This window comes from Thermogladius sp. 4427co (assembly GCF_051933805.1).
In the GTDB taxonomy this organism is placed as follows: domain Archaea; phylum Thermoproteota; class Thermoprotei_A; order Sulfolobales; family Desulfurococcaceae; genus Thermogladius.
The window spans coordinates 879950-903577 of the sequence record NZ_CP196893.1; the positions used below are offsets into that span (position 1 = coordinate 879950).

Sequence of the window (23628 nt, forward strand, 5' to 3'; positions counted from 1 at the left end):
TAAATTTTATCCGCTAATAATATTGTTACTAGTTAGTGTGTTACCGGCTAAAGCTGGTATCTATGGGAAAGAGTCGGCTATATAAAGTATTTTTCCTGGTGATGTTGGCAGCAATATTACCACATACCCTGGCTACGCCTATCTCGCAGCCCAGTAGGTATGATTTAACACTATATTATGCCGGCTTCCTAGAGGTATCGTGTAGAGACGGCTATTTACCAAACCGCTTATTGTCGGAAAATATTTCATCCCTATACGTTAAGGCAATCTATATAATAGAAGCAAATATTACACTCTACCTAGTAGGCGACGTAATATTTTATAACATGTCTATTTCGAGGAGAGTCGACTCTATACAAATTTCTCCCAGCATCCAATTACCGATCAATGATCTAGTTGCTTCAAACGAGACTAGCTGGGTGTCGGTAGGCGTTTTTGATCCACCTATACTATTGAATTACGACCTTAACGGTACCTTTTTCTGGGATAGTATTAATCGGACCGGCTATATTGAGAATATTGTGTTATTCGACGTTGAATTAATACATTCTAGTATTAAAGAGGTGAAAACAATTGAGAACACGAACATAGTGGTTATCAAAGACGTTTATTATGAACCTGTTTCCGGCATACCGCTTTACTATTCGTACGTCTACTCTGTAACCTCGAGCAACGGTAGCTACGTGATAAGGACTCAGCTGAACGGCCTCTATTCTACGATCGGCTTTGTAGACATATTGAAAAGGGCTTTATACGAGGTCCCATTAGAGAATTCTACTTCTGTTATAATGCTGAGAATTAGCACTTTCAAGAATACCAATTATTCTTCAAACGTAACTCGCGGAGTAGTATCGCTGGACTTCAAGTCCCCGACACGTGCTTTCATAATAGTTGAGGGTCCTTCATTCCTGCAGCTAGATTCAAACTTGAAATTTACACAGGTTTCTTACTATGGTCTGACAACATACTATGTTTATAACGGTTATGTAGAAGGTAGCATTTATATAAAGGTTAAATCAGCTAACAATCCAAGCATTGATAATAGTCAGGGAAGGTCTTCTGGCCCGGAATTCATCCTTCCGAATGTGAATATTGGAGATGTATTCTTAACACTCTTATTCATCTTAATTCTTGTCTACGCTGCTTACTCTTTCGCTGGGAAACTCGCTGGATACATTTGAGCTCTTCATAGTCTTCAAATTCTTATAGTACGTGCTCAAAGGATTATCGCCCTGACAGTTTTCTGCTATAGGGCATATTGAAAGAGATTTCAGCTTATCGCAATTATATGGTAGATATTTCTGCTTCTTCCCTCTTAAACCGGCTAAATGTTCAACCTGGTATCGGGTTATCCGTTCGTTGAAGTCAGGTGCGTTCCTGAATAAGTCTACTATAGCGTCTATATCCATCCCAATATTAATTAGGAAGGTTGCTATGAGGAATCTCTCGGGATGGGATAGGTTTTCGCCTGCTCTCAATCTGTCTAATACCCTTTTAATACAAGGAGGGAATGCCTCTTCTATCAGCACGCCTTTCCCGAAAGTCTCTTTACTAGGCGCGCCGGGAGCGGATTCTGGTTTAATCCCGGCTTTATCTACTATTTCGGATATATCCCTTTTCAACTCTTCATCAACAGCAATAGTATCAATTGTATCAAACAACCTCATTACATAGTGATATATGGCTTCTTCAAGTACCCTAACAAAGACATCCCTATCGACAAAAACCCTTTTATCATACACAATATTACTCGAAATATTGTATTTGGGGTCTTGTCCTAGCCTATGCGACACTATTTTAAGATAGGACTTGAGGTCTAGGGAGAATACTAGGGATTTAAATTCGATGCTCCGTTTTCTTGAAACAATCGGTATCCTAGGAGCTGGGTATTCTAGCCTAGTATTCAATCCTATTTTAGAAGCTATACCTACTAGAATATTGTTGTCAACCATCTTGAGAAGATTAGAAGCACTCTTAGAGTATACAACGGCAATCCTAGGATAAAGCCTCTTATACCCGAGGCTTTTTAAAACTGCTATCATAGCGTAGAATAATGCTATTTCGAGTTCTAGCGATAGTTTAGGTTCTTCTAAAACCCCTTCTACAACTATCTTCCTCAGCCTAGATAGCAATTCAGACCTGATAGGGGAGGAAGGGTTGTTAACCAGGGCTTCTAATGGTACGTTCCTAGTTAATTCAGCTAGCTCGTCGGAGCTAACTAGGTAGGGGAAATACCTGTAGTCTATAACACGGGATTTGTACATGATTTAACCCGGAATTATAGATCAGCGCTTTGGCCCCACATCACTCCTCAGGAAGGACCTCTCGCGAGGTCCCCTTACATCATCTATTTGATTCTATTATTAACTCGTTTATAAGCGATTAAACCCGTGGATCTAACCTCCTCCACCGCTCTCCAGAACAAGGTTTTGGGTTGTAAATTGAAGGGGGACCTTTTAAATCACATCAATAGATTCTCCTAGCTCACGTGATTTCAAAAACGATTTCCTCCCTGCCTTTCAATCTCACTCCTTTTGGAACCTTGAATACTAGTCCTCTACCGTACATTATTATATTGTAGGGGACGTCTAGGCTCGCTCTTACAATTCTGGAGCCTTCGGGGAACAGCCAGTACACTATGTATTCATATTCGCTCGTCTCCTCTTCATATTCATCTACATACGTGTTTAGACCTTTCCTTAAAATACCTTTGAAAGAGATATTATAGACGATGTAAGCGATTTCTTCTTTCACCGTCGGGCCGATCTCAACATGTTCCACCTTTGGATATACTCTCTGGTTATTTATATACACTTTTTCCATGTCAAGGTAATATTGCATGTTATCAGCTAATGTTCTCAACTCCTTCTCTAAATCCCGCTTACTAGTCCTAATCCTAGCGTAGAGCCTTTCAGGGTCGTAGTAAAGAAAGACTATTGTCTCGTCTACTAAACCGCTTAAATCGACTCTGAAAAAGCCGTAGCCGTAGATCGGTTCAAGCCGGCTCATCTCTTCTTCAACCTATTATATAATTCGAATCCTTTCTCTGTGAGTACTAGAACGTTATATTTCCCCCTCCTATCTAATTTAACATAGCCTTCTTCAACGAGTTTCTTAACCCTCCTGCTGATACTTGATTTAGGCCTTCCTGTCATACTAACGATATCGCTCTGTTTTAAACCAGCTTTCCCAGCATCGCCTAATAGTAGAATGATCTCTCTGACGATATCGTCGCTCTCTAGATAGCCAGGTGTAACACGCTCTAATATTACCTCTCTCCTTCTAAACTTCCAATAGAGGAAGAATACGGCTATAGCTAGCGCTACACCTATTGATACAGCTATAATGATCAAATCGATACCGGGGTTTTCCCCAGTAACAGTCTTGGGAATTGTGGAAGACAGTATTAAAACGATATGGTAAAGGCCTGGAGAATCGAACGATATCAGGGTCGTGTTGTAAGAGTATGATACCGTGGCTCCACGGGCTGGTATATCGACTCTCCTAACTACTACCTGGTAGTACCCTGGTAGTAGTATTGATGCTGTGAAAGAAGTATTTTGAAACATTGTAAAATCCATCATACCATCGAAAGCTCCTGGAGTAAGCTCGGTAAATAGATCTTCGACTATGAAATATAATGTAATCGACATTGAAAAATTAGCTACGAAGTCTATAAACCCGCTGGTTCCATTAAACGACGGTGGTAGAACCAGACCTGAAGGATTATCTGTCGTGTAATTAAACATATTAAAACTACCCCCATAGCGGGGGTTGAAAACCTGGATGTAGAATTCTGATGTAGTGTTTGTATTTACATTAATAGTTACAGTAGCATATCCTCTCCTTCCAAGCGGGTCATAAACAATATTGTAACTCACTCTGCTAACCGATTCCGAAGAAACCGGCTGGATTATAGCCGGTAAAATTATTAAGACCGAGATAAACAAAAATAGAATCCTAGCGTTCTCCAATTAAACCCCTCTTATAATGTAGTAAATAACAAAAATAAAAATTCTCTTAGAGCTATCTCCATCTCAAAAGCAATACCAAAATAACTACTATCAGAACAACTATGATAGCTACAGGTATAATAAGCTGACCCGGTACACCAACCCCTTGCTGGCTCGGGCTAGTCATAGAGGTTGTACTGCCTGGTGGCAAACCTGTTTGTGGCGTTGACGTCGGAGTTGTCGTAACAAGTCCTGTCGGCTGGGAGGTGTATGTATATATTGCCGGCGTTGTAGTAGTTTGTTGCGGAGTAGAAGTTGTTAGAGTAGTTAGAGTTATTACATCTAAACCCTTCTGGTTTATCAAAACCTCTGTAGTATTCGACGAGGTATCTATTCTAAACGAACAGCCCGACCCTATACATGTTACGTTGTAGAGCCCGGGTACACGGATCACAATATTGACATTGCCATATAGTCTAGAGGAATCTAGTGTCATAGAGTAGCTCCCCGGCACCAGTTCCGGCATCAGATTGTTTACTATGTAATAGACAGACACGGCCGTCGTGCCGTTTACGAGAATACTTAAGGTATTCCCGCTTAGAGAGTACGGTAGAGGCGTTCCATCGCTGGCTGTTACATTAACAACCGTTATATTCTCCCCCGCGATCAAATCTAGGGATAGATTTACAGGGGTTGTCAACATATTGTCGAAAGTTAGATTATACGAGACGATACCGCTCCCAGCTAAAGGGTCGTAGGATATCACTACATACGTAGATGAGATAGATTGAGCACTTACTACTAGAGCGGATGCTGCACCAGTTAATAGCGTGAGAAGCATAAATACTTTAATAACTCTATCAGTAGACATGTCTACCACTGGGGTTAAAAAAATAATGGGTTGAGATATAAAAAGATTAAAGATTCTAGTCTTCTTCCTCGTTGTGGGCTTCTATTTCGATATGGACTTTAACAATCTTGTTCTCGAATTCGGCTTTGAGGTTTAATTGCCCGTTAGTAACGTTACTGAGGAACCGTGATACTTCATCTAGCACCTGGCTGAGTGTCTTATTCTGGCTGAGACTGCTTAATATTAGCTGAGTCAAGTTATTTCTCAGCTCGTCCTCGCTCTTGAACCTGAACCTAATTATCTCCCTTATATTTCTGTTCTCGTTAGCCTTCTGCTGGATCATTTGATCTACTATCTTCTGGATATATTCGCCGAAGGCAGCCTTCTCTTTCACCTTCCATTGAAGAGCGATTTCTCTAATATATTCTACTACCTTATCCGTATCGTTTAGTTCTTTCATTCTGATTTTCTCTACAACAACCTGTTTCAACTCGCCTGGTAGCTTGTCGAATACTTTAATGAGTGTTTCAGGTCCTAGCTTCTCTCTGAATAAGAACTCTCCAACAGGCAGGTGTCTTGGTAGTGATAAGTCGTTTACGAACACGCTTGTAACCAGTAGTCCGTAGGCTTTAACGTAGAGATGGTATGCTTTAATACCTAGTCTATACGCTAGAGTAATATTTCCACTAGACAGGTTCGACCTAGCATACGAGAGTAGTTGTTCAGCTAGCGAAGTCAGGTTGTTGAAGCCTTCTGGTATACTGAGGTTCCTGGATTGAGCTATAGATACAGCATTAGATAGTACGCTGCCTAGCTGTGACGCGAGGTCTAGCACTGTGCTCGTAATCTGGCCTGTTGTAGCATTCTGGTCGAACAACGTATCCAGGGTCTTACCTAGTACGCTGTATGCTAAGGGGACTGCGTGACTATAATGTATCGCGGCTACGATAGAACTAACCGTCGCTAGCCTAGTGTTGTTCGAGCTTAGATTCAGGGCTTTCTCGAGGAATCTATCGCCGAGGTTTAACGTGATATTAGCTACAGACACGTTATGGCTTATCTCCCACTCGAATAACGGGTATGTTACATTTCTGACATCGTACGCTAGCTTAAGTGCTTGGTCGAACGTGATATTGAAAGCCGGTCTAACCGCTATTGTGCCATTAGCGATATCAATCTCCTCTTCGTGCTCTACCTCAATATTCTCGTTAGTAGTTGTCGTATTCGTAACCTGTTGTGTTTGCGCTAGTGCGAAAGGTGTTAGTAGCATTCCTAGCAATATTACGGCTACGAGTGCTATGGGTGCTAGAGCCGTGCTCCAAGCCTTCACTCCAACCACCTCTGTCTCTACCTATGCGTGTGTTTTAAATAACCCCTTCGCTCATGACTTCTATTGGAACAGTTCCAACCATCTGGAACGGTCGATGCTTATTGCCATGGTTTTACGACGAGCTATTCAGCTGCCCTCTCGTACTTTTAGTCGATAGCTTTAGCATAGGATCTCTCGATGTCTTCATCCTTCTCCCAGCACTCAACTACAGGTTTATTATTCTGAGGAAGGGGGACAGGTTTTACGAGTACAGTAATATCCCCTCTCGACTCGAGCACGGTCATACAGTGGAGGCATGTAGGCTTATTTCCACAGGAGGGGATGTAAGATCTATAGGAAATCCTCTGATTAAAGCAACCGTGTATACCATGTTCTACGGGGGATTTAATATAATGGTGAAGACGCCTGAAAACGAGATTCTACCGTTGATTATAGAAATGGTCTCTCCAAGGCTGAATATATATTATATGCCCGAGGCGAGCGATAAGAACAATGATCTCGAGACATGGGTAAGGTTTGGCCTATACTTGCGCTCCGGCTTAGACTCTGTGATAAGCGGTTTATGCGGTAGAACTATTGAGTGCGGGGGTTACTATATCCTCCGCGGCAATAAGGGGGATATTATTGTGTCGAAAAGCGATATTAGGGTTGAGGGGGGTTTTAGAATAATCGTAGACAACTCGCCTTTCCGACATGTTGTTAAAATCCGTGGAGAGGGTCTCCATGAGAAAATTCTTTAAAATAATAAATTCGCTAGAAGCCAGGATCCTGGACGAGATAGCCCAATCAAAGTATGGTTTATCCCCTGAAATACTTATGGAGGATGCTGGTTCAGCCGTTTACGAAGTAGCTAGGCGTTTCTTCGGCTTAGATAAGAAATACCTCGTAGTGGCAGGAACAGGTAACAACGGGGGAGATGCTCTCGTAGCAGGTAGGAGGCTTTACTCATCCGGCTCCGATGTTAAAGTGGCTGTAATAGGTGACGTTTCGAAAGGCTCGGTGTTGATGAAGACCAATTTAGAACGCCTGATCAAACTAGGTGTTGAAACAACGGTTATAGACGGGGATGATAAACTAGGCGAATTCCGTAAATTAGTCGACTGGGCCGATATCTTGATCGTTGGAATTTTCGGCACCGGGCTCAGAGGGGAGGTTAGGGATTACAGGAGAAATGTGATCGAGGCTATAAACATTTCAAAGAAGCATGTGATAAGCGTTGACCTACCGTCGGGCGTCAACCCTGATAACGGTCGTATCGAAGGGGTTGCTGTTAAAAGCACTATTACAGTTACATTTGGGCTACCTAAGATCGGGAACATACTGCATCCAGGAGGGTACTATAGTGGCAAACTATATGTTTCCAGACTATCATACCCTCCGGAATTACTTGACTCAGGAGATTTCAATACAGAATTAAACTATCCTATCGAAATACCCGAGAGAGTGAAATGGGGGCATAAGGGTAGCTTCGGCAAATACCTGGCGGTAGCAGGATCCCGCTACTACTACGGCGCACCATATTATGCTACGCAATCATTCCTCTCGTCCGGAGGGGGGTACGCTAGGCTAGCTACTGTGAAATCCATTGTCCCCGTTCTAGCGTCTAGATCAAGCGAGATAGTATACCACCCTCTAGATGAGACGGGTGAAGGCTCTATAGCGTATAGTAGTCTAGGAGTCATACTCGAGCTGGTTAATAGCTACGGTATAGACATTCTCGCGGTAGGTCCCGGGTTATCGACGGATCAGGAGACACTGAATCTCGTAGTCGACCTTTTACAAGAAGTTAGGATCCCCGTGATAGTTAATGGGGATGGTTTAACAGCTATTGCTAGGCAAATAGAGGTTTTAAAGAACAGGAAGGCTCCTACGATACTTACACCTCACCCAGGCGAGTTCTCTAGATTATCTAATCTATCGCTTAAAGAAATAGAGGAGAACCCGATAGGTGTTGCGAGGGATTTCGCGAAGGAGTTTAATTGCTACCTGGTTTTGAAAGGCAGTAGGAGTATCATATCCTTCCCTAACGGGAGGGTTTTCATAAACGTTACAGGGAATCCTGGAATGGCTAAAGCTGGTATGGGAGACGTTCTTGTAGGGGTTATTGCTGCTATGTATGGTATCGGCTTGCGCGAACCTGGTAGTGCTCTCAGAATGGCGGTCTTAGCCCATGGTCTGGCAGGGGATCTAGTAGCGGAGGAAGTCGGTGAAGACGGTGTGACACCAGACCTTGTTATAACCTACCTGCCCAAGGCTTTAAACATACTGAGGAAGGATAAAGACTACGTTTTACGCAAATACTTCCCGGAGGAGTTATAATAAGGTTTAAACCGATAGAAGCACGTGAAGGCGGTTTTATTGGATAATAAACCCGGGAAAAAGCCTGTTAAAGGCCTGATTATAGATGAGGATATTGTAATCCAGTATAGCCTGAATACTCTACAGGAATCATCATGTAGTAATTGCCCCCTGAGAGGGATATGCCCGTTTAGGAAAACAAAATAGTTGAAGTGGGTTTAAATGAGTGAAATCACGCTGAGTGTCGGGAATAAGGTAAGATTTAAATGCGGGAGGAGCGGGGTGTGCTGCTCAAGCGGGCCCAACGTATCGCTTACGATATACGATATATGCCGGATCTCCAGATTCCTAGGCGTGGACTGGAGGGAGATCGCGGGAAAATACTTTTATGTTGTAATAGCGGATTATATGCCTATTCCAGTGCTTAGAGGGATAGATAATAGATGTGTTTTTCTAGAACTGAAAAATAACATCCCATCGTGTAAAATATATAGGGCCCGGCCGATGAGGTGTAGGCTTTTCCCATTCCTACCTGTATCACCCGGAGACCCTACGAGAGTCCATGTTTCGAAGATATGCCCTAGTATAGGTAAAGGTCCTTTAATAGATCCTCCATGGAATCTGCTAAAATTCTACTATGACGAGGTGAAGAAACACTATAGGATCCTGAATGAACTAGTTATGGAGAAAGGATTAGATCCTCTAGAAGCCCTCGAGAAAGCAATCGACATGGCGTGTAGTGAAGATAATAGTGCTAGTTTCGACCTAGACTATCTCGACAAATTATGGTAGAGGGTTCAGCCAGGGGTTCACTTAGACTGCATCGCGTGCAAAGCTTCTTAGCGGCAGGGCGTCATCATCAAGCGGAGTCTACAAATTTGCGGGTTTAAAATGTTTAAGCTTTTAACCTAATATTGCTCTCCTAAACCTAGTATTACTTGGTGTAGAAAGGTTGCCCCAGGGTGTTTTAAGCGAGATTTATAACGGTAAGTTGAATGCGGATTTATACTATACTTTCGTGAACTGGGAGAAACAGGTTTCTGCCGGGGAGTCTGTTAAGATAGGATATACACTCGATACTCCTAAGCCCGTCGGGGTTAAAGCGGAATACGGTGTGCTGGAATTACTTGTTGAGACTGAGAGTAAATGGATTGATTGGAAGGTTAAAATCAATGGATTGAATATTGCGAGGGAATTCAAACCGGCTGTATCGCTCAGGTCGAATAATAGATTTATTCATAAATTAATATATGATATCAAAAGCGTATTGAATACGCCTGAATCGCTAAGCAAACCTCGTATTCACATGACTGTGAGGCTTGAAGGCGGAGGAAACGTATATTTTAAAGCAGCAGGATTTATAGGAGCGTACGCAGACAACGATGCCGTCACGAGGCTGAAGTACTACTCTGGCCTAGTCCTGCTAGGACAAGGCGAACCCTATACCTTGCCGAAAACAGATAATTTACTGGGAAATATGGAATTAGCGCTCTACTCTACTCGCCCTGTCAAAATCAGGATACAGTGTAAAGACTCTGAGAGAGCAGAGCTTATCCAGGGCGTGTCCTTGGTAAAAGTTGATGGAGGCCTCTGCGATCAACCTACGGTCTTATATGAGAGTAGCATAGGCCAGGCTAATGTACTAATACTCGGATACCTCGTAAATAATACCATAATAAAAATGCCTAGGTTAAGTCTTGCTAATTATGCCTTAGAAGATCATGCCGGTACTATTAGACTCCTTTTAGATATAGTAAATGTTGGCGAGGCAAAGCCGGATGAGGTAATAATAGTTCTTTTGAACCGTGGCCTTGTTAAAACAGTTAAGAAGACTAAGCCATTATCGCCTGGGGAGAGGATTGAAGAATCTTTAATCGTTCCGCGGGAGGGTAGTGTGGAATCACTCACGATAAGACTAGTTTGGAAGAAGCTTGCTAGAACGGATTTCGAAGACTATGTTATTCAGTTAGGCAAGGTTTAGTTCTTATATGTAGACGAGCCCGAGGTAATATTTCCTGGCGAATCCTTCTATCATAGACCTATGGGCTTGGTTCGTACTCTTCTTTTCCACTACAACGAGTTTGATTTTATCCGCGGATCTCTCAATCATCTGTTTGAGTACTTCTTCCGAGAGGTGTTCTAAAGCGTATTTAGGCATTATGTGTCCGAAGCAAACGTTTTCTCTCAGAGAGTACTCGGTCAGCTTCCACGGGTAATGTCCTCCGCCTATCCCAATGGCAGGTGTACATTTCGCAGTATTATTGCGGAGAAGCCATTCTACACTACGAGCTATGATCTCGTGATTAGTTTCGTCAACCCATTCGCTTAGACTACTTCCTATCTCTATGAAAGTCAATGGTTTAGCTAATGATGTTGGTCCGTGGTGGGTTGCTTCATAACTTACCCTATAATCTTTAATCCTCCCGGTCTCCTCAGCATTTCTAGCTAACTCCCTTAATAGAGTGAATGCTACAACTGGGTTTGCAACGCCCAATTCCCCGGGCTTCCCTCCGTATAGGGCCTCGTTACTGTAGTTACCTGTGTGGTGCACAGTATAGCTTTTAACACCAGCCTGGGACGAGTGCCTGGATAGAACTATATAGTATTCTACGTCCGGGAGCCTTGCCTCGAGAAAGTCAAAATTTATTACATCCTCCTGAAACCCCGCCAAGATAGCATTCTCGGATACCCAGCATTCTACAGCATCACACGAGTGTTTGACAAATCCTAATCGCAGTAGTTTTCTTGCAGCACCTGTCCCAGCCGGGTCGTTCACGCTGAATACTATCCCGATCAAATAAACCACCGTTATAGCAGGTTATTAAGCCTATAAATGAGAACTCTTCTTAATAAAGTGGTATATATGATAGTCGATGAGAAATCCTGGCTTAGATTTAAGAACATGTTATGGCAGAGACTGTGGGAGGATCTCGAAATAGGCTACTTAGACAAAGACCTGCTCCCAGTATTAGTCTTATTGAATGAGGACAAAAATGTCTATACGCTGAGTAGTTGTAGCGGTAGAATAGTAGTAAGCGATTCAAAATATCCGTGGAGTAGGGAAGAGAGCAATATAGTACTTAAATCACATATACCCGTCGAACCAGGCGTCATCGAAAAGATCGTCGGGAAACCTATTGTCAGAAGGCTCTGGTTGAATTCAACCGGTCCGATATTCCATTTATCGGTCAAGAGTTTGAAGACGGCAAAGCAGGTTCTGAAAATAGCTAGGTTGGCAGGGTATAAGCACAGCGGTATTCTAAGTATTAACAGGTATAAGGGTGTAATAATAGAGTTGACGACAGGGGTTAGATTCAGTACATTCTTAGGAGACGGTAGCAGAAGACTATCTAAGGAAGATATCGCTATTCTAGTAGCTAAGGCGAACGAAATCCTGCTCTACGGAAAACTAATGCTTAACAGATTATACGTCGAACTCTCAAAACACATGCCAATCGAACCGGATGAAACAGTGCTGAGAGAACTCGGCAACAAATTTAAACATACCTCTACGCCAGAAGAGATACTGCTATCCCAGCTAAGGGATCGGGGGTTAGTAGAATATATTAACTTATACAATGAGGTGAAAAAACAAGTTTTTTACCCGTAGAGTCCGGGCGGAGAATATTTAATAGTTCAAGCATGTATTAGATGGTTTATAAATTATGAGGGATTGAAAAGCTTGAGTAACCTAGTTGAATACGAAGAGTTCGCTAAACTAGATCTAAGGGTGGGTTTTGTAAAACACGCTGAGAGAGTTGCTGGGAGTAAAAAATTGATAAAACTCATAGTCGACCTAGGGGAACTAGGGGAGAGACAGATAGTAGCAGGACTAGCCGAATTCTATCCGCCCGAGTATTTTCTCAACAAGTATATCGTAGTTGTAGCAAATCTAAAGCCTAAGAAGATATTCGGTTTAGAGAGCCAGGGGATGCTACTTGCTACGGATACCGAACTACCAGTCCTTATAACAGTCGAGAAACCTGTTAAACCTGGGAGTAGAATTAAATAGTTCTACCTATTTTCCTATCTAAATACCTCTTGTAGTCTAATACAGCAGCCAGACTTTTCACCGCGCGCTCTGGGCCTGGATAGGCTGGTATACCGTTCTTGTTCAGTATTTTTATTGCTCTAGCTACATCCTCTCCTCCCACTAGTGCTGCTACTATAGGCTTTCTGAACTTACTCTTGAGCTTAGATATGCTTTCAGCTAGTTCCACGGGGTCCAATACAGCAGTCCGGCAATACAACAATATTATATTGTCGACCTCCGGGGATTCGTTAAGTATCTCTAGGGCTTCAATATAATTTTCTACTAGAGCCTGCCCTGTTAGATCAATAGGATTCCTAGCGCTTCCAAACCATGGCATAGCCTTCTTTATCGCAGTCTTAAGTTCCGTGCTAGGGTCTATTAACGGTATCCCGCTTTCTTCGGCAGCATCTGTAGCTAGGACTCCTACTCCACCGCCGTTGGTTAAGATCACGGTCCTCTCCCCTCTTGGGATCTCCAGTAGTGAAAATGCTCTTGCCCAATCAAACATTTCTTCAATAGTCCTTGCAACCAGGATACCTGCCTGTTTGAAAGCTGCATCATATATTCTCCCGCTACCAGCTAGACTACCTGTATGGCTTGATACAGCTATCTGGCCTCTAGAAGACCTCCCTGCTTTTATAACAATAACCGGTTTCTTTGCTGTAACCTGTTTCATTTCTTCAATAAATTTCCTGCCGGTCCCAGGTTTCAAACCCTCTAGGTAGATTGCTATAACCTTAGTATTAGTATCTTCGGCCAGGAACCGCGATAATTCTATTACATCCAAGTCACTCATATTACCTAGGCTTACAAGCGCGGAGAGACCTAGTTCCTCCATTATGGTCCAGCCCATTAACGCTATTCCGAGAGCACCGCTTTGCGTGAGGAAGGCTATATGGCCTGGAGCTAGGTCTTTCGGCCCAAAAGTCGCATTAATCTTGCTAGGCGTATACGCGTAGCCGAATATGTTCGGTCCTAGAACTCTCATATCGTATTTCTTAGCGATTTCAACAAGCTTTCTTTCCCCTTCTTCATTACCTGCTTCGGCAAATCCCGATGCTATAACGACAAGGAATTTAACGCCTTTCTTCCCACAGTCCTCGGCTACATCCAATACTTTATTGGCTGGGATAGATAATATAGCTACATCTACTTCGTCGGGGATTTCCAAGACACTTTTATAAGATTTTAAGCCCAATATCTCTGTTGCTTCAGGGTTTACAGGGTACAATTTACCGTTATAACCATAATCGATCAAGTTCTTCAGTATTACGTATCCTATTTTTCCAGGATGCCTACTTGCCCCTATTACGGCTATACTCCTAGGGTTGAACAGTCTTGATAGATCAGCCAATGATATACGCCTCTATACTTCCTCCAAAGGGAAATACACTTGATTTCATGTTATAAATATTGTTTAATCAGGTAAATCTCGGTATAGTTGTTCAAGGAATAGTAGTCTCATACCCGAATACTTCACCCGAAGTCTCCAGTACAAGACCATACCCCTTCCTCACGTCACCTACGCAGGCAAAATTATCAACTATCAATGTTTTCTCGCAGTTGGCGAGAATCACGGTGTTAGGGTTAAGTGTCTTAATATAATCGTCTATTAACGGCGATTTGAAACCCGTAGCGGATTTAATAGGGGATTTAAACGGGTGTAAATAGCTGACTAGTATATCTATGCCTTCTATACTTTGGATCTTACCGGGCTGTACCAGGTATCCTATAGCCAGGAACCTTTTATCATCTAGCTTGAACGTGCTTGATTCAACATACCCGTTGACTGCTTTTAATTCTCTAACAATCAATTCGCTGTCAGACCTACCAGTAAACCCTAATACATTCACGCCGCAATCTTTGTAGAAGAACTTTACTATTGTAGGCGACCCAATATCTCCGGCGAGAAACACGTAGCCTATATTGTCCCTTATAATTTTGAAACATAGGTTTTTCGCTATAGCGTGATTCCCGTAAATATTATATACGAAAAGAATCCTCATACTAATCAATCCAGATAGCATAGCCTCTGTACTCTTTAACACCTAATATTATACGGCAATAACCCACCGCCTCACTGCATTGGAGAAGCCCTCTGATAACAGCCTTGCCTCCTTCGTATAATAAAGGTATGTATAATGCTTCAAAAGAGAGTATCTCGGATATGTCGAAAGGAGGGTTTACGCCATTTAAAATTTTCCAGGAATGTACTTTTCCTCTACTAGGATAATCTAATGCTTGTATACCTCCTCTAATCTCGGCTTCAACCTCTATGAGGCCCAGTGTTTTGAAATATGGGAGATTCGGCAAATAACTTTTAATCCCCGAATTGTATATTATCGAGTACTCTCTATCCTTGAAAAAACCCCTCCTATAGCTCCTATAGTATTTGATAACCTCTTTTAGAGGCAGACTGTTCTGCTTAGCGTTTCTTTCAGCCCAAGCGGTTAGTCTATTGTCGTCGAAAACCCTGAATAAATCCTTGTTTTCTTTCACGAACTCTATTACATCCACGGAGGCCTTCCATCCGTAGATTACAAGATCGATATCGCTCACATTAGGGTTGTGAATAGATGGTAGGAGAGAGCCGGTTATACCGACTCTATCTTCTGTAACCACGTGATGTAATTTTTCCACGAGAGCTAACGCACTATCTTCTAAGAGGTCTCTCGGTCTACGCATGATCTCTCTAGTCCTCTCAACAGGGTTGAATACATACTCGATTTCGCTGATTCCCACGTAGGGCACGTATGAATCGAAATAGGGCACATAGATCTGTCTCGGGGCAGCCTTATATACTTCTTCAACATCATAGTATTTAACGATCCTATCGAGGAATGTAGTATTATCCCTCCAGAAGGTTTCCCTGTTTGTAGGACAGTATTTGATATAGGATATTACACCGTATTCGAAATGACTGTTGCCAACTACGGTCGCATAACAACCGTTCCTAAGCTTTAAGTAGTAGTGGTCTAATACCTCAACTTGTGTCAAGCGTGACCCCTATGGAGACTCAACCTATTCTCATAGCATTAGACTACGATGGTGTTCTAGTTGATAGTTATAGAGGGCTTCCGGTATTTTATCTAAAAGACTTGCCAGAGCTAACAGGTATCTCAAGGGAGGAAGCAGAATTCCTTCTCTACATGGAGTATGTCGGCGAGAGTATAGGGCTTCTAAGAGATGATTGGTGGTTTAGGTATATACAAGGGCTTGATGAGGAAAAATACGACGTGTTAATAACCAGATACTGGGAGAGAAGGATTGAGAAATCAATTGTTCTCCCAGGTGCCCTAGACTTTTTGAGGGAAGCTAGGAGGAAAAGTTTCATCCTAGCGCACGTGGGCTACAGGGATGATATTTACGGATTGAAAAAATGGAGGATAGAAGCCGACGGTTTATCCCATTATTTTGATGAAATAATAATTGTAGGCGAGGATGTCTCTACACGGTATCAAGGGTTGAAAATCCTAATAGAAAAGTACAATCCGGGCAGAATAATTTACGTAGACGATAAAGCCCAGAACCTGTACATTCTAAGAAAAATGCTAGGAAGAAAAATCGAATTGTACAAAGCTAGTTTCAAATCTATATGGGACTTTCCTTGGACTAATCCCGGCCACTTGTTTACCGAAATAAACAATCTCTCCGAACTCCTCAGAATCCTAGGAGACCGCTACTGAGATACCTGTGGCTCTGGCACCTCTCTTAACTGTTCTATTACATATCTCCTTATCTCGTCCGCGGTAGGCAGTTTGTCGACTACGATCTCTCCGTTTTCAATATATTTTAACAACATTGGCTGATAACCCTCCGGCTTATCCTTGGAATCAAATAATAGAATCTTATCGTTTAACCCAGGCCTCTTCCTATATAATTGTTTAGCACCAGGTAGTTTCCCCCTCTTAGAGAGAGGCTTCCACACACCATCCTCGTAGACTTCAACTATATCAGCACTTATGTCGATGCTATTCGGAAAAGACACGCTTGTCCCTATCCCGAAAGCATCAACAATATCCCTCAGCCTGACTATTTCCTTCTCATCGATCCCCCCGCTAACTACGATCTTCACGTGTTTGTACCCATGTAAATCCAGGGTCCATCTTACCTCTTCTACGATCGCCCTCATATCTCCTCTACGAGAGCTAGGAGTGTCTAATCGTACGCCAGCGAGCCTGCTACCTAGGAGCCTAGCGGCTTCAAGCGCTTCTATCCTCTCGTCGTAGAAGGTGTCAACTAGCATTATCCTAGGGACTTTTTCTTCAACAACCTCGTCGAAGGCTTTCCAGGCAGCCTTCTGATCGCCAAATGCTATTATTAGGGCATGGGGCATCGTCCCCTGGGGTTCTACACCTATGTATTTACTGCTCATAGCTCCCGAGACGGCATCGAATCCCCCAATGTATGCCGCCCTATCGATCATAGGGGCTATAGCAGGATGGGCTGCTCTGAGACCGAAGAATAGCAGCGTCTTATCCATTGCCAGCCTCTTAAGCCTCGCGGCTTTAGTCGATATACTAGAGTAGTGCCGTAGTATTCCAAGAATAGCTGTCTCATAGACTATTATATCGTTCAACTCGCCTTCTAATATCATAAGGGGTTCTTTAGCCTTGAATAGAGTGCCCTCCGGCAGACTATACAAGGTGACAGGCTTCCCTTTAAGCAGGTATAATACTTCTTCAAGTCCTGTGAAAACCGCCCACTCGTACCCTTTAGGGAGATTCATAGCGTGGAACTCTATCCTAACCTTTTTCCGCAACCCTTTAGACTCTAGTATCTTCTTGCTCCGGACGAAGTAGATATCTGTTATTTCACCGTTCAATATCTCTTCTGGGTGTGCGATATACATCCTCATACCTTATTCACCTAATACAGTTACAATGACCCTCCTCTCATGCCGTGGCCCATCCATTTCGAGGAGGAAAATATTTTGCCAAACTCCTCTGACAAGCCTTCCGTTTACTACAGGGAATATTCTCTCTTGGCCGAAGAGTGCGGAGCCTATGTGAGCGTGCGCATTATCATCGATCATGTTATGCCTCCACTTACTACTACCTGGTTCGGTAAATTCCGCCACCTTATTTTTAATATCCTCTATCAAGCCCTGCTCGTGCTCGTTCGCGATAACAGCGGCGGTTGCATGAGTAGCGAAAACCAGCGCGATACCGTTTCTTACACCACTCTCTCTCACAGCTTCTTCTACGGGATCCGTTATATCAATTAACTCAAACCTCTCGTGTGTCCGTACTTTAATCTCCTTAGTGTAAACCTTCAAACCCGACACCTTGTGATATGCAATATGTAAACAAGAATTTATTAGCGAAACCAAAAGCCACCTAGAGAACAAATCTTGGTAGATACTGTTATAATCCTGAATCCGCTAATTATAACTCATAGGTGGGCTTTTTGAGCGATGAATGGGACTTCTGGAGGAGGAGAAGGAGGTTCTTCGAGGACCCATTCAGGTACTTCGACGAGTTATTCAATGAAATGATGGAAGAACTTGATAGAATGCTAAGAGAATTCGAGAGGTATCCTATAGATATTAGGGAGCTTGAGAAGAGAGGGGCTAAAGTATATGGTCCTTATGTCTACGGATTTAGAATCACGATAGGCCCGGATGGGAGGCCTGTAGTCGAAGAATTCGGTAATGTTAAGCGTGTAAGAGGAAGGTCGGTTATTACAGAAGAAAGAGAGCCTCTGGTAGATGTTTTTGAAAGCGATGACGAGATAACGGTTGTATGCGAGATGCCTGGCGTAGACAAGGATAAAATCAATGTTGAAGTAGGCGAGGATAGGAAAACCCTGATTATAAGAGCGAGCGATACAGATAGAAAGTATTATAAGGAGGTAAAGCTCTCATCCGAGGTAGACCCGGAGTCGGCTAAAGCATCTTATAAGAACGGTATTTTAGAAGTAAAATTGAAAAAATTAAAAACGGAGAGAAAAGGGTTTAAGGTAAAAGTAGAGTAGTATCCTAATCTACCTCCAGCTTGATAAATACTCATGGTGTTAACCTTAATGATAGTTGGTGTTATTAGTGATAGCCATGATAATATTCTGGCACTGGAAAAAGTTCTCGACAGGATTCTGAGAGAAGGCATTACTACGATAATACACTTAGGGGATATCATATCCCCGTTTACTGTTAGAATAATGCGTGAAACGATCAAAGGGAGGGCTAAAGTAATCGGGGTTTTAGGCAATAATGATGGCGATATACTAATGCTCTACAAGCTTTTCGCTGACGCTGGATGGCAGCTATACAGCGGTATCAAAACCATTGAATTAAATGGACGGAGACTAATGATATTTCACGGTTATGGTAGTATAGATGAAACAGAGAACTTGGCTCAAGCCATGGCAAAATCTGCTAACGTGGACGCCGTCCTCTATGGTCACACGCATAAGGCTGTTAACGAGCTGGTAGGGAATAAGCTTCTATTAAACCCCGGCGAGGTATGCGGGTACCTGACAGGCAAAGTTTCATATGCTTTACTAGACTTAGATAAACTTAGGGCTCAGATACTCGGGGTCGAGTAGTTTGAGCGGGGAGAGGCTTACATCAGCAAGCCAACCTATAAGTTCTGAAGGTAGAGTTTACCATCTTAATCTCAAGAAGGGAGATGTAAGCCGGTACGTCCTGCTCCCAGGGGATCCTGAGAGAGTTCCGAGGATAGCTAAGTACTGGGAGAAGAGTTGGAAGGTGGCTGAGCATAGAGAATACGTTACCTATAGCGGTTATTATAAAGGGGTTTTCGTATCTAGTACTAGCACTGGTATCGGGGGACCTGCTACAGCTATTGCGATAGAAGAACTTGCTAGAGTAGGCGCGGATACATTTATAAGAGTCGGTACTACGGGAGCGCTTACCAAGAGTGTGAAGGTAGGTGATCTAATTATATCAACAGGGGCTGTAAGACTCGATGGTACGAGTAAGCACTATGTCATACCCGAGTACCCGGCGGTAGCTTCGTTTGACGTAGTAATGGCTCTTATTGAGGCTGCGGAAGAGCTTGGTGTAAGGTATCATGTTGGTTTGACAGCTAGTAGTGATAGCTTTTATGTAGGGCAGGAGAGACCAGGGTATAGAGGATACCTCCCCCCGTTTCAGAGAGGCCTTATTGAATTCCTGAGAAGTGTTAACGTCCTAAACTTTGAAATGGAAGCGGCAACTATATTCACACTCTCTAATATCTATGGGCTTAGAAGCGGAGCTGTCTGTGCTGCTATAGCGAACCGTGAGACAGAAGAATTTATTGTAGACGCTGGTGTAGAAGATGCTATCAAGGTTGCTAACGAGGCTGTTAAAATTTTGAGCGAGTGGGACGATCTCGTATCGAAGAGTGGGAGGAAGATCCTAACGCCTAGTCTGATAGGGGAATGGTTTGGCGGGAGAAAAAAGAGGTAGCGGTAAACCGATACATCTGAGCATAGGGAATGTGAATATCGATCTAACTTTTTACATAGATAGATTGCCAGGGCCTGACGAATCAGTCTATTCGAAGGATCTGAATATCAGCCCGGGAGGAGCTGCTCTAAACTATGCTGTAGCAGCAACATATTATGGGCACTACGTTTACCTTATAGCAGCGGCTTCAACACAAACGTTTTCAAAAGAGATCCTTGATGAAGTGAAAAATATTGGTGTCGATGTAAGATATGTTAAACTAGTTGAGGAACCTCCTGGAGTTGTAGCTGTTTTTGTATTGCCGGATGGAGAAAAGCTCATGGTTAAATATAGAGGTGCAAATACCCTACTCACATTCATGGATGTGCCTAGATTCTTGATAAAAGAAGCAGCTGTAGTACACATGGCTTCAATAGACCCAAGGATTGCTGCTGAAATAGCAGAGGTTGCTAGGAGACACGCTTCTTTCACAAGCTATGACCCAGGTGTTTACGCTCTAACGGATCCTGGAGATGTTTTGAAAGTAGCCGGTTTGGTAAACGTTTTATTCTTGAATAAGGCTGAAGCAGAAGCATTGGGGTCGGAAAAGATAATCCGGCTACTGAATTTGGGAATCGATTATGTAATTGTTAAAAAAGGTGGTGAGGGGGCGGTTGCCATATCTGGTACGCGAAGGGTTATAAAAGGATACTTGACCCCTGTCGTGAAACCAGTTAACACCACAGGTTCGGGGGATGCTTTTAACGCTTTCTTTAACGCGGCTTATATCGATTGGAAAGACCCGTTGAAAGCCCTTCAGTACGCGCTTTCAGCAGGGGCTTTAAAGACTATGTGTCGGAAAAGCATTATGTGCTGGGACAAGAACCTGTTTAATAAACAATTAGAGAAATCATATGTTGAAGACTTAGGGAGGGTGGACGAGAGCAGGATAGGAGATCTCCTGAAATGAGTAAGGGGCAGAAAATACATAGGTGTTCTACTGATATATTAAGAATGCTCAATAAAGTAAATGCTAGAGCTGTAATAACAACACCTCTCGCAATGAGTGAAAACGAAGAGACCGTAATAGCGTCTCTGTCAAGTATTAGTAGAGACCTTTATGAGCATGGAGTTAAAGTCATAGTAGTAGTCGATGATACAATAGAGCGTGTATGGAAATGTATTGTGGTTTCATGTAGTTTAAATCTCGAGAGGTACAACTTATTTGATCTTTGTAAACTAGTAGGGGCGATAGACGAGCTCAACAGGATATCTAGTTCTATTAAGGTATTAAGAGAGGCTATTCTAAGAGGAGACGAGGCTTCTCGCCAGGTGTATTTAGAATATACTAGGAGAATGGACGAGCTAACAGCTATAGTATCTAGGTACTGGGAGTCGGATAGCGTGCTTGTAGACAGCGTGCTCAGATTATTGAACGGTCCGATGCATAGGTCGAATGAATGCAACGAATTATTTATCCAGGCTTTTAAGAGATCGTATGGTTTTATCGATAATTTCAACGTGGTCATGTTATCAAGCAGTTCCTGGATTAGGCTTGGAGAGGGAGATTATGGAAAAATGGTTATGGAGCTAGTTAGGCGTATCGAAGAAGAATTCGGGGAGATTGTTGTCGTAGGCGACGAATCTAAAACCCCTTTGATACACGCGCTAGGACTCCAGGAAAAATCGGTTATATGCTCCTAGCATCAGCAAGTATATAACTAAATACAAATTTATTTTAGAGAATAGGTGTTTTACTATGAGGTTACTAGAGTACGAGGCAAAAGAGATCTTCAGGAAATACGGTATTAGAACCCCTGAAGGTGAAGTATGCTACACGCCTGAGGATGCTAGGAACGCTGTTGCTAAACTAGGCCCTTCAGTAATAAAAGCGCAGGTACCGGTCGGTGGTAGAGGGCTTGCTGGTGGAGTAAGGTTTGTTAATACCCCAGATGAGGCTTATTCGACAGCATCAGTCCTGCTATCCAGTAGTATTAAAGGGTTCAAGCCGAGGGCCCTACTCGTAGAGAAGAAAATTTGTATAGATAGAGAACTATATTTATCCTTGACTATTGACCGTAGTGCCAGGTCGCTCGTCTACCTTGCTTCTAAGATAGGAGGCGTCGAGATCGAGGAGATAGTGAAGTCTCGTCCAGAGGTGTTATTGAAAATAATTATAGACCCGCTTACAGGATACTCGCCCTACATGGCTAGGAATATTGCAGTCTTCTTCGGTTTAAACCAAACCCTCTGGGGGGATTTAGAGAGAATTGTTGAAGCAATGTATAAGATAATGCTAGATTACGATGCTGAACTAGTTGAAATAAACCCTCTGGTAATAGAGTGCCAAGGCTCGATCACCGCTCTCGACGCGAAGATTATAATAGATGATAATAGCCTTTACAGACACCCTGAGTATTCCCATAGAATACTTATGGATCTAGTAGATGAAGAGAGAATCGCTAGGGAGAAAGGCTTTTCCTACGTAGCTCTCGGCGGTAATATCGGGATAATTGGTAACGGCGCCGGCCTCACAATGGCTACAATGGATCTAGTCAAATACTATGGGGGATCGCCGGCTAATTTCCTCGACGTATGGTCTGGGGGCGGGGCATCTAGAGAAAGAGTTAAGGAGGCCGTTAAATTACTGCTCGAGAACCCGCGTATTAAAGCTATCCTAGTCAATATATTCGGGGGTATGACACGCTGCGACGAAGTAGCTGTTGGTATTAGAGAGGCCTTGTCAGAGACCGGTGTAAAGAAGCCTATCGTGGTAAGAATGCTTGGAACTAATAGGGAAGAAGGTGTTAGAATTCTTAGGGAGATAGGTCTAGAAGTCTACGAGGATATTGAAGAAGCCGTTAGCCTCGTAGTAAAACTAGCAGGTGGCTGAGTATGAAACTCCGCTTAGGTAGGGATACAAAAGTAATTGTCCAAGGGATTACAGGGAGAGAGGGGAGTTTCCATACCAAGCTCATGCTTGAATATGGGACTAAGATAGTAGCAGGCGTAACGCCTGGTAAAGGTGGTTTGCTAGTTCACGGTGTGAAAGTATACAATACTATCAGGGAGGCTGTAGAAGAGGTCGGGAGCGTAGATGCTTCAATAGTATTTGTCCCTGCTAGAAATGCTTTAGACGCGGTTTTAGAAGCGATCGATAACGGGATCCAGTTAGTCGTTGTTATCACGGAGGGTATCCCGGTTCACGACGAGTTGAAAATGGTTAGATATTCTAAAATCAGAGGTGTAAATATCATAGGTCCGAATACTCCGGGTCTTATAGTGCCTGGTGAGACAAAAATCGGGATAATGCCAGCCCACTACTACAAGCCTGGGATAGTAGGGATATTGTCAAGGAGTGGAACCTTGTCTTACGAGGTTGCTTGGCAACTTAGCAGGGCTGGTCTCGGAGTATCGGTGGCTATAGGTATAGGCGGGGATCCTGTGACCGGCCTAGATTTTATTGAGGCGTACAATATGCTTCTTGAAGACCATAGAACTAGGGCCGTGGTACTAATAGGCGAGATTGGAGGAGACTACGAAGAGAGATTTGCTAAATACTATGCTAGCTTATCCGAGAAAAAGCCTGTTGTCGCATATATTGCTGGGATGTCTGCCCCTAGGGAGAAAAGGATGGGTCATGCCGGTGCTATAATATCTATGGGTCTCGGAGATTACGATACTAAAGTCCGTGTGCTTGAAGAAAACAATATTAGAGTTGCCAGAAAGGTAAGCGATATACCCAGGCTTGTTTCAAGTATTCTCTCATAA

General features: G+C 43.0%; 27 protein-coding genes. 16 read left to right on the forward strand and 11 right to left on the reverse strand.

All coding sequences use genetic code 11. From position 1 onward, the window contains the following. Positions 1-62 precede the first annotated feature (62 nt). The gene (locus tag ACSU1N_RS05060; protein ID WP_440059158.1) at positions 63-1181 is read left to right on the forward strand and encodes a hypothetical protein; all 1119 of its coding nucleotides are present in this window, start codon (positions 63-65) and stop codon (positions 1179-1181) included. Here the strand turns inward: ACSU1N_RS05060 and ACSU1N_RS05065 are convergent. The 5 genes from ACSU1N_RS05065 to ACSU1N_RS05085 form a co-directional block, all read right to left on the reverse strand. After that, positions 1125-2264 carry a hypothetical protein gene (locus ACSU1N_RS05065; RefSeq protein WP_440059159.1) on the reverse strand — a complete coding sequence of 380 codons (1140 nt, stop codon included), beginning with the start codon at positions 2262-2264 and terminating at the stop codon, positions 1125-1127. The genes ACSU1N_RS05060 and ACSU1N_RS05065 overlap by 57 nt on opposite strands. A 220-nt stretch (positions 2265-2484) precedes the next feature. Then, positions 2485-3009, reverse strand: coding sequence for a hypothetical protein (locus tag ACSU1N_RS05070; protein ID WP_440059160.1), 525 nt, complete (start codon positions 3007-3009; stop codon positions 2485-2487). Continuing rightward, positions 3006-3974: a helix-turn-helix transcriptional regulator gene (locus tag ACSU1N_RS05075; RefSeq protein ID WP_440059161.1), complete on the reverse strand. Its 969-nt coding sequence runs from the start codon at positions 3972-3974 to the stop codon at positions 3006-3008. Before ACSU1N_RS05075 ends, ACSU1N_RS05070 begins: the two co-directional genes overlap by 4 nt. Positions 3975-4026: 52 nt before the next feature. Continuing rightward, positions 4027-4824: a hypothetical protein gene (locus ACSU1N_RS05080; RefSeq protein ID WP_440059162.1), complete on the reverse strand. Its 798-nt coding sequence runs from the start codon at positions 4822-4824 to the stop codon at positions 4027-4029. Between the two features lie 55 nt (positions 4825-4879). Further along, positions 4880-6142 (reverse strand): hypothetical protein, encoded by a 1263-nt coding sequence (locus ACSU1N_RS05085; protein WP_440059163.1) that lies wholly within the window; start codon positions 6140-6142, stop codon positions 4880-4882. 44 nt (positions 6143-6186) lie between these two features. Here ACSU1N_RS05085 and ACSU1N_RS05090 point away from each other — a divergent pair, with 44 nt between their 5' ends. The 5 genes from ACSU1N_RS05090 (at position 6187) to ACSU1N_RS05110 (ending at position 10412) form a co-directional block, all read left to right on the forward strand. Next, a complete protein-coding gene (locus ACSU1N_RS05090) occupies positions 6187-6873 on the forward strand; it encodes a hypothetical protein (RefSeq protein ID WP_440059164.1) in 687 nt (228 codons plus the stop codon). Beyond that, the gene (locus ACSU1N_RS05095) at positions 6857-8452 is read left to right on the forward strand and encodes an NAD(P)H-hydrate dehydratase (protein WP_440059165.1); all 1596 of its coding nucleotides are present in this window, start codon (positions 6857-6859) and stop codon (positions 8450-8452) included. The genes ACSU1N_RS05090 and ACSU1N_RS05095 overlap by 17 nt, the downstream gene beginning before the upstream one ends. A gap of 39 nt (positions 8453-8491) precedes the next feature. Beyond that, entirely contained in the window at positions 8492-8638 is a 147-nt protein-coding gene (locus ACSU1N_RS05100) for a hypothetical protein (protein WP_440059166.1), read from the forward strand. A gap of 15 nt (positions 8639-8653) precedes the next feature. Next, entirely contained in the window at positions 8654-9223 is a 570-nt protein-coding gene (locus tag ACSU1N_RS05105; RefSeq protein ID WP_440059167.1) for a YkgJ family cysteine cluster protein, read from the forward strand. Positions 9224-9383: 160 nt separating this feature from the next. Continuing rightward, entirely contained in the window at positions 9384-10412 is a 1029-nt protein-coding gene (locus ACSU1N_RS05110; protein WP_440059168.1) for a hypothetical protein, read from the forward strand. 3 nt (positions 10413-10415) lie between these two features. Here ACSU1N_RS05110 and ACSU1N_RS05115 read toward each other — a convergent pair whose 3' ends face one another. Then, a complete protein-coding gene (locus tag ACSU1N_RS05115; RefSeq protein ID WP_440060285.1) occupies positions 10416-11228 on the reverse strand; it encodes a D-aminoacyl-tRNA deacylase in 813 nt (270 codons plus the stop codon). 66 nt (positions 11229-11294) lie between these two features. On the opposite strand from ACSU1N_RS05115, the gene ACSU1N_RS05120 reads away from it, so the two are divergent. Together ACSU1N_RS05120 and metG are read left to right on the forward strand one after the other, a co-directional pair. Then, positions 11295-12041 carry a tRNA(Phe) 7-((3-amino-3-carboxypropyl)-4-demethylwyosine(37)-N(4))-methyltransferase gene (locus ACSU1N_RS05120; RefSeq protein ID WP_440059169.1) on the forward strand — a complete coding sequence of 249 codons (747 nt, stop codon included), beginning with the start codon at positions 11295-11297 and terminating at the stop codon, positions 12039-12041. 72 nt (positions 12042-12113) lie between these two features. Further along, positions 12114-12443, forward strand: a complete 330-nt coding sequence (gene metG, locus ACSU1N_RS05125; protein ID WP_440059170.1) for a methionine--tRNA ligase subunit beta — start codon at positions 12114-12116, stop codon at positions 12441-12443. On the opposite strand, the gene ACSU1N_RS05130 is transcribed toward metG, so the two are convergent. The 3 genes from ACSU1N_RS05130 to ACSU1N_RS05140 form a co-directional block, all read right to left on the reverse strand. Beyond that, complete coding sequence (locus ACSU1N_RS05130) at positions 12436-13818, reverse strand: acetate--CoA ligase family protein (RefSeq protein ID WP_440059171.1); 1383 nt, start codon at positions 13816-13818, stop codon at positions 12436-12438. The genes metG and ACSU1N_RS05130 overlap by 8 nt on opposite strands. A 91-nt stretch (positions 13819-13909) precedes the next feature. Further along, positions 13910-14470, reverse strand: coding sequence for a hypothetical protein (locus tag ACSU1N_RS05135; protein ID WP_440059172.1), 561 nt, complete (start codon positions 14468-14470; stop codon positions 13910-13912). A gap of 1 nt (position 14471) precedes the next feature. Further along, positions 14472-15461: a hypothetical protein gene (locus ACSU1N_RS05140; protein ID WP_440059173.1), complete on the reverse strand. Its 990-nt coding sequence runs from the start codon at positions 15459-15461 to the stop codon at positions 14472-14474. Between the two features lie 11 nt (positions 15462-15472). On the opposite strand from ACSU1N_RS05140, the gene ACSU1N_RS05145 reads away from it, so the two are divergent. Continuing rightward, positions 15473-16150 (forward strand): hypothetical protein, encoded by a 678-nt coding sequence (locus ACSU1N_RS05145; RefSeq protein WP_440059174.1) that lies wholly within the window; start codon positions 15473-15475, stop codon positions 16148-16150. On the opposite strand, the gene ACSU1N_RS05150 is transcribed toward ACSU1N_RS05145, so the two are convergent. Then, a complete protein-coding gene (locus tag ACSU1N_RS05150) occupies positions 16144-17322 on the reverse strand; it encodes a nicotinate phosphoribosyltransferase (RefSeq protein ID WP_440059175.1) in 1179 nt (392 codons plus the stop codon). The two genes, ACSU1N_RS05145 and ACSU1N_RS05150, sit on opposite strands and share 7 nt — an antisense overlap. 3 nt (positions 17323-17325) lie before the next feature. Continuing rightward, on the reverse strand, positions 17326-17742 hold the full coding sequence (locus tag ACSU1N_RS05155) for a secondary thiamine-phosphate synthase enzyme YjbQ (protein ID WP_440059176.1): 417 nt from the start codon (positions 17740-17742) through the stop codon (positions 17326-17328). Positions 17743-17873: 131 nt separating this feature from the next. On the opposite strand from ACSU1N_RS05155, the gene hsp20 reads away from it, so the two are divergent. Genes hsp20 through sucD form a run of 7 tightly spaced genes read left to right on the forward strand, consistent with a single transcriptional unit; the run spans position 17874 to position 23628 of the window. Beyond that, positions 17874-18440: an archaeal heat shock protein Hsp20 gene (hsp20, locus tag ACSU1N_RS05160; RefSeq protein ID WP_440059177.1), complete on the forward strand. Its 567-nt coding sequence runs from the start codon at positions 17874-17876 to the stop codon at positions 18438-18440. Positions 18441-18488: 48 nt separating this feature from the next. Then, a complete protein-coding gene (locus ACSU1N_RS05165; RefSeq protein ID WP_440059178.1) occupies positions 18489-19010 on the forward strand; it encodes a metallophosphoesterase in 522 nt (173 codons plus the stop codon). 1 nt (position 19011) lies between these two features. Beyond that, positions 19012-19878, forward strand: a complete 867-nt coding sequence (gene udp, locus ACSU1N_RS05170) for a uridine phosphorylase (RefSeq protein ID WP_440059179.1) — start codon at positions 19012-19014, stop codon at positions 19876-19878. After that, the gene (locus ACSU1N_RS05175) at positions 19856-20827 is read left to right on the forward strand and encodes a carbohydrate kinase family protein (protein ID WP_440059180.1); all 972 of its coding nucleotides are present in this window, start codon (positions 19856-19858) and stop codon (positions 20825-20827) included. The genes udp and ACSU1N_RS05175 overlap by 23 nt, the downstream gene beginning before the upstream one ends. A gap of 44 nt (positions 20828-20871) precedes the next feature. Continuing rightward, positions 20872-21561: a hypothetical protein gene (locus ACSU1N_RS05180; protein ID WP_440059181.1), complete on the forward strand. Its 690-nt coding sequence runs from the start codon at positions 20872-20874 to the stop codon at positions 21559-21561. Between the two features lie 55 nt (positions 21562-21616). Next, positions 21617-22750, forward strand: a complete 1134-nt coding sequence (gene sucC, locus ACSU1N_RS05185) for an ADP-forming succinate--CoA ligase subunit beta (RefSeq protein WP_440059182.1) — start codon at positions 21617-21619, stop codon at positions 22748-22750. Positions 22751-22752: 2 nt separating this feature from the next. Further along, entirely contained in the window at positions 22753-23628 is an 876-nt protein-coding gene (sucD, locus tag ACSU1N_RS05190; RefSeq protein ID WP_440059183.1) for a succinate--CoA ligase subunit alpha, read from the forward strand.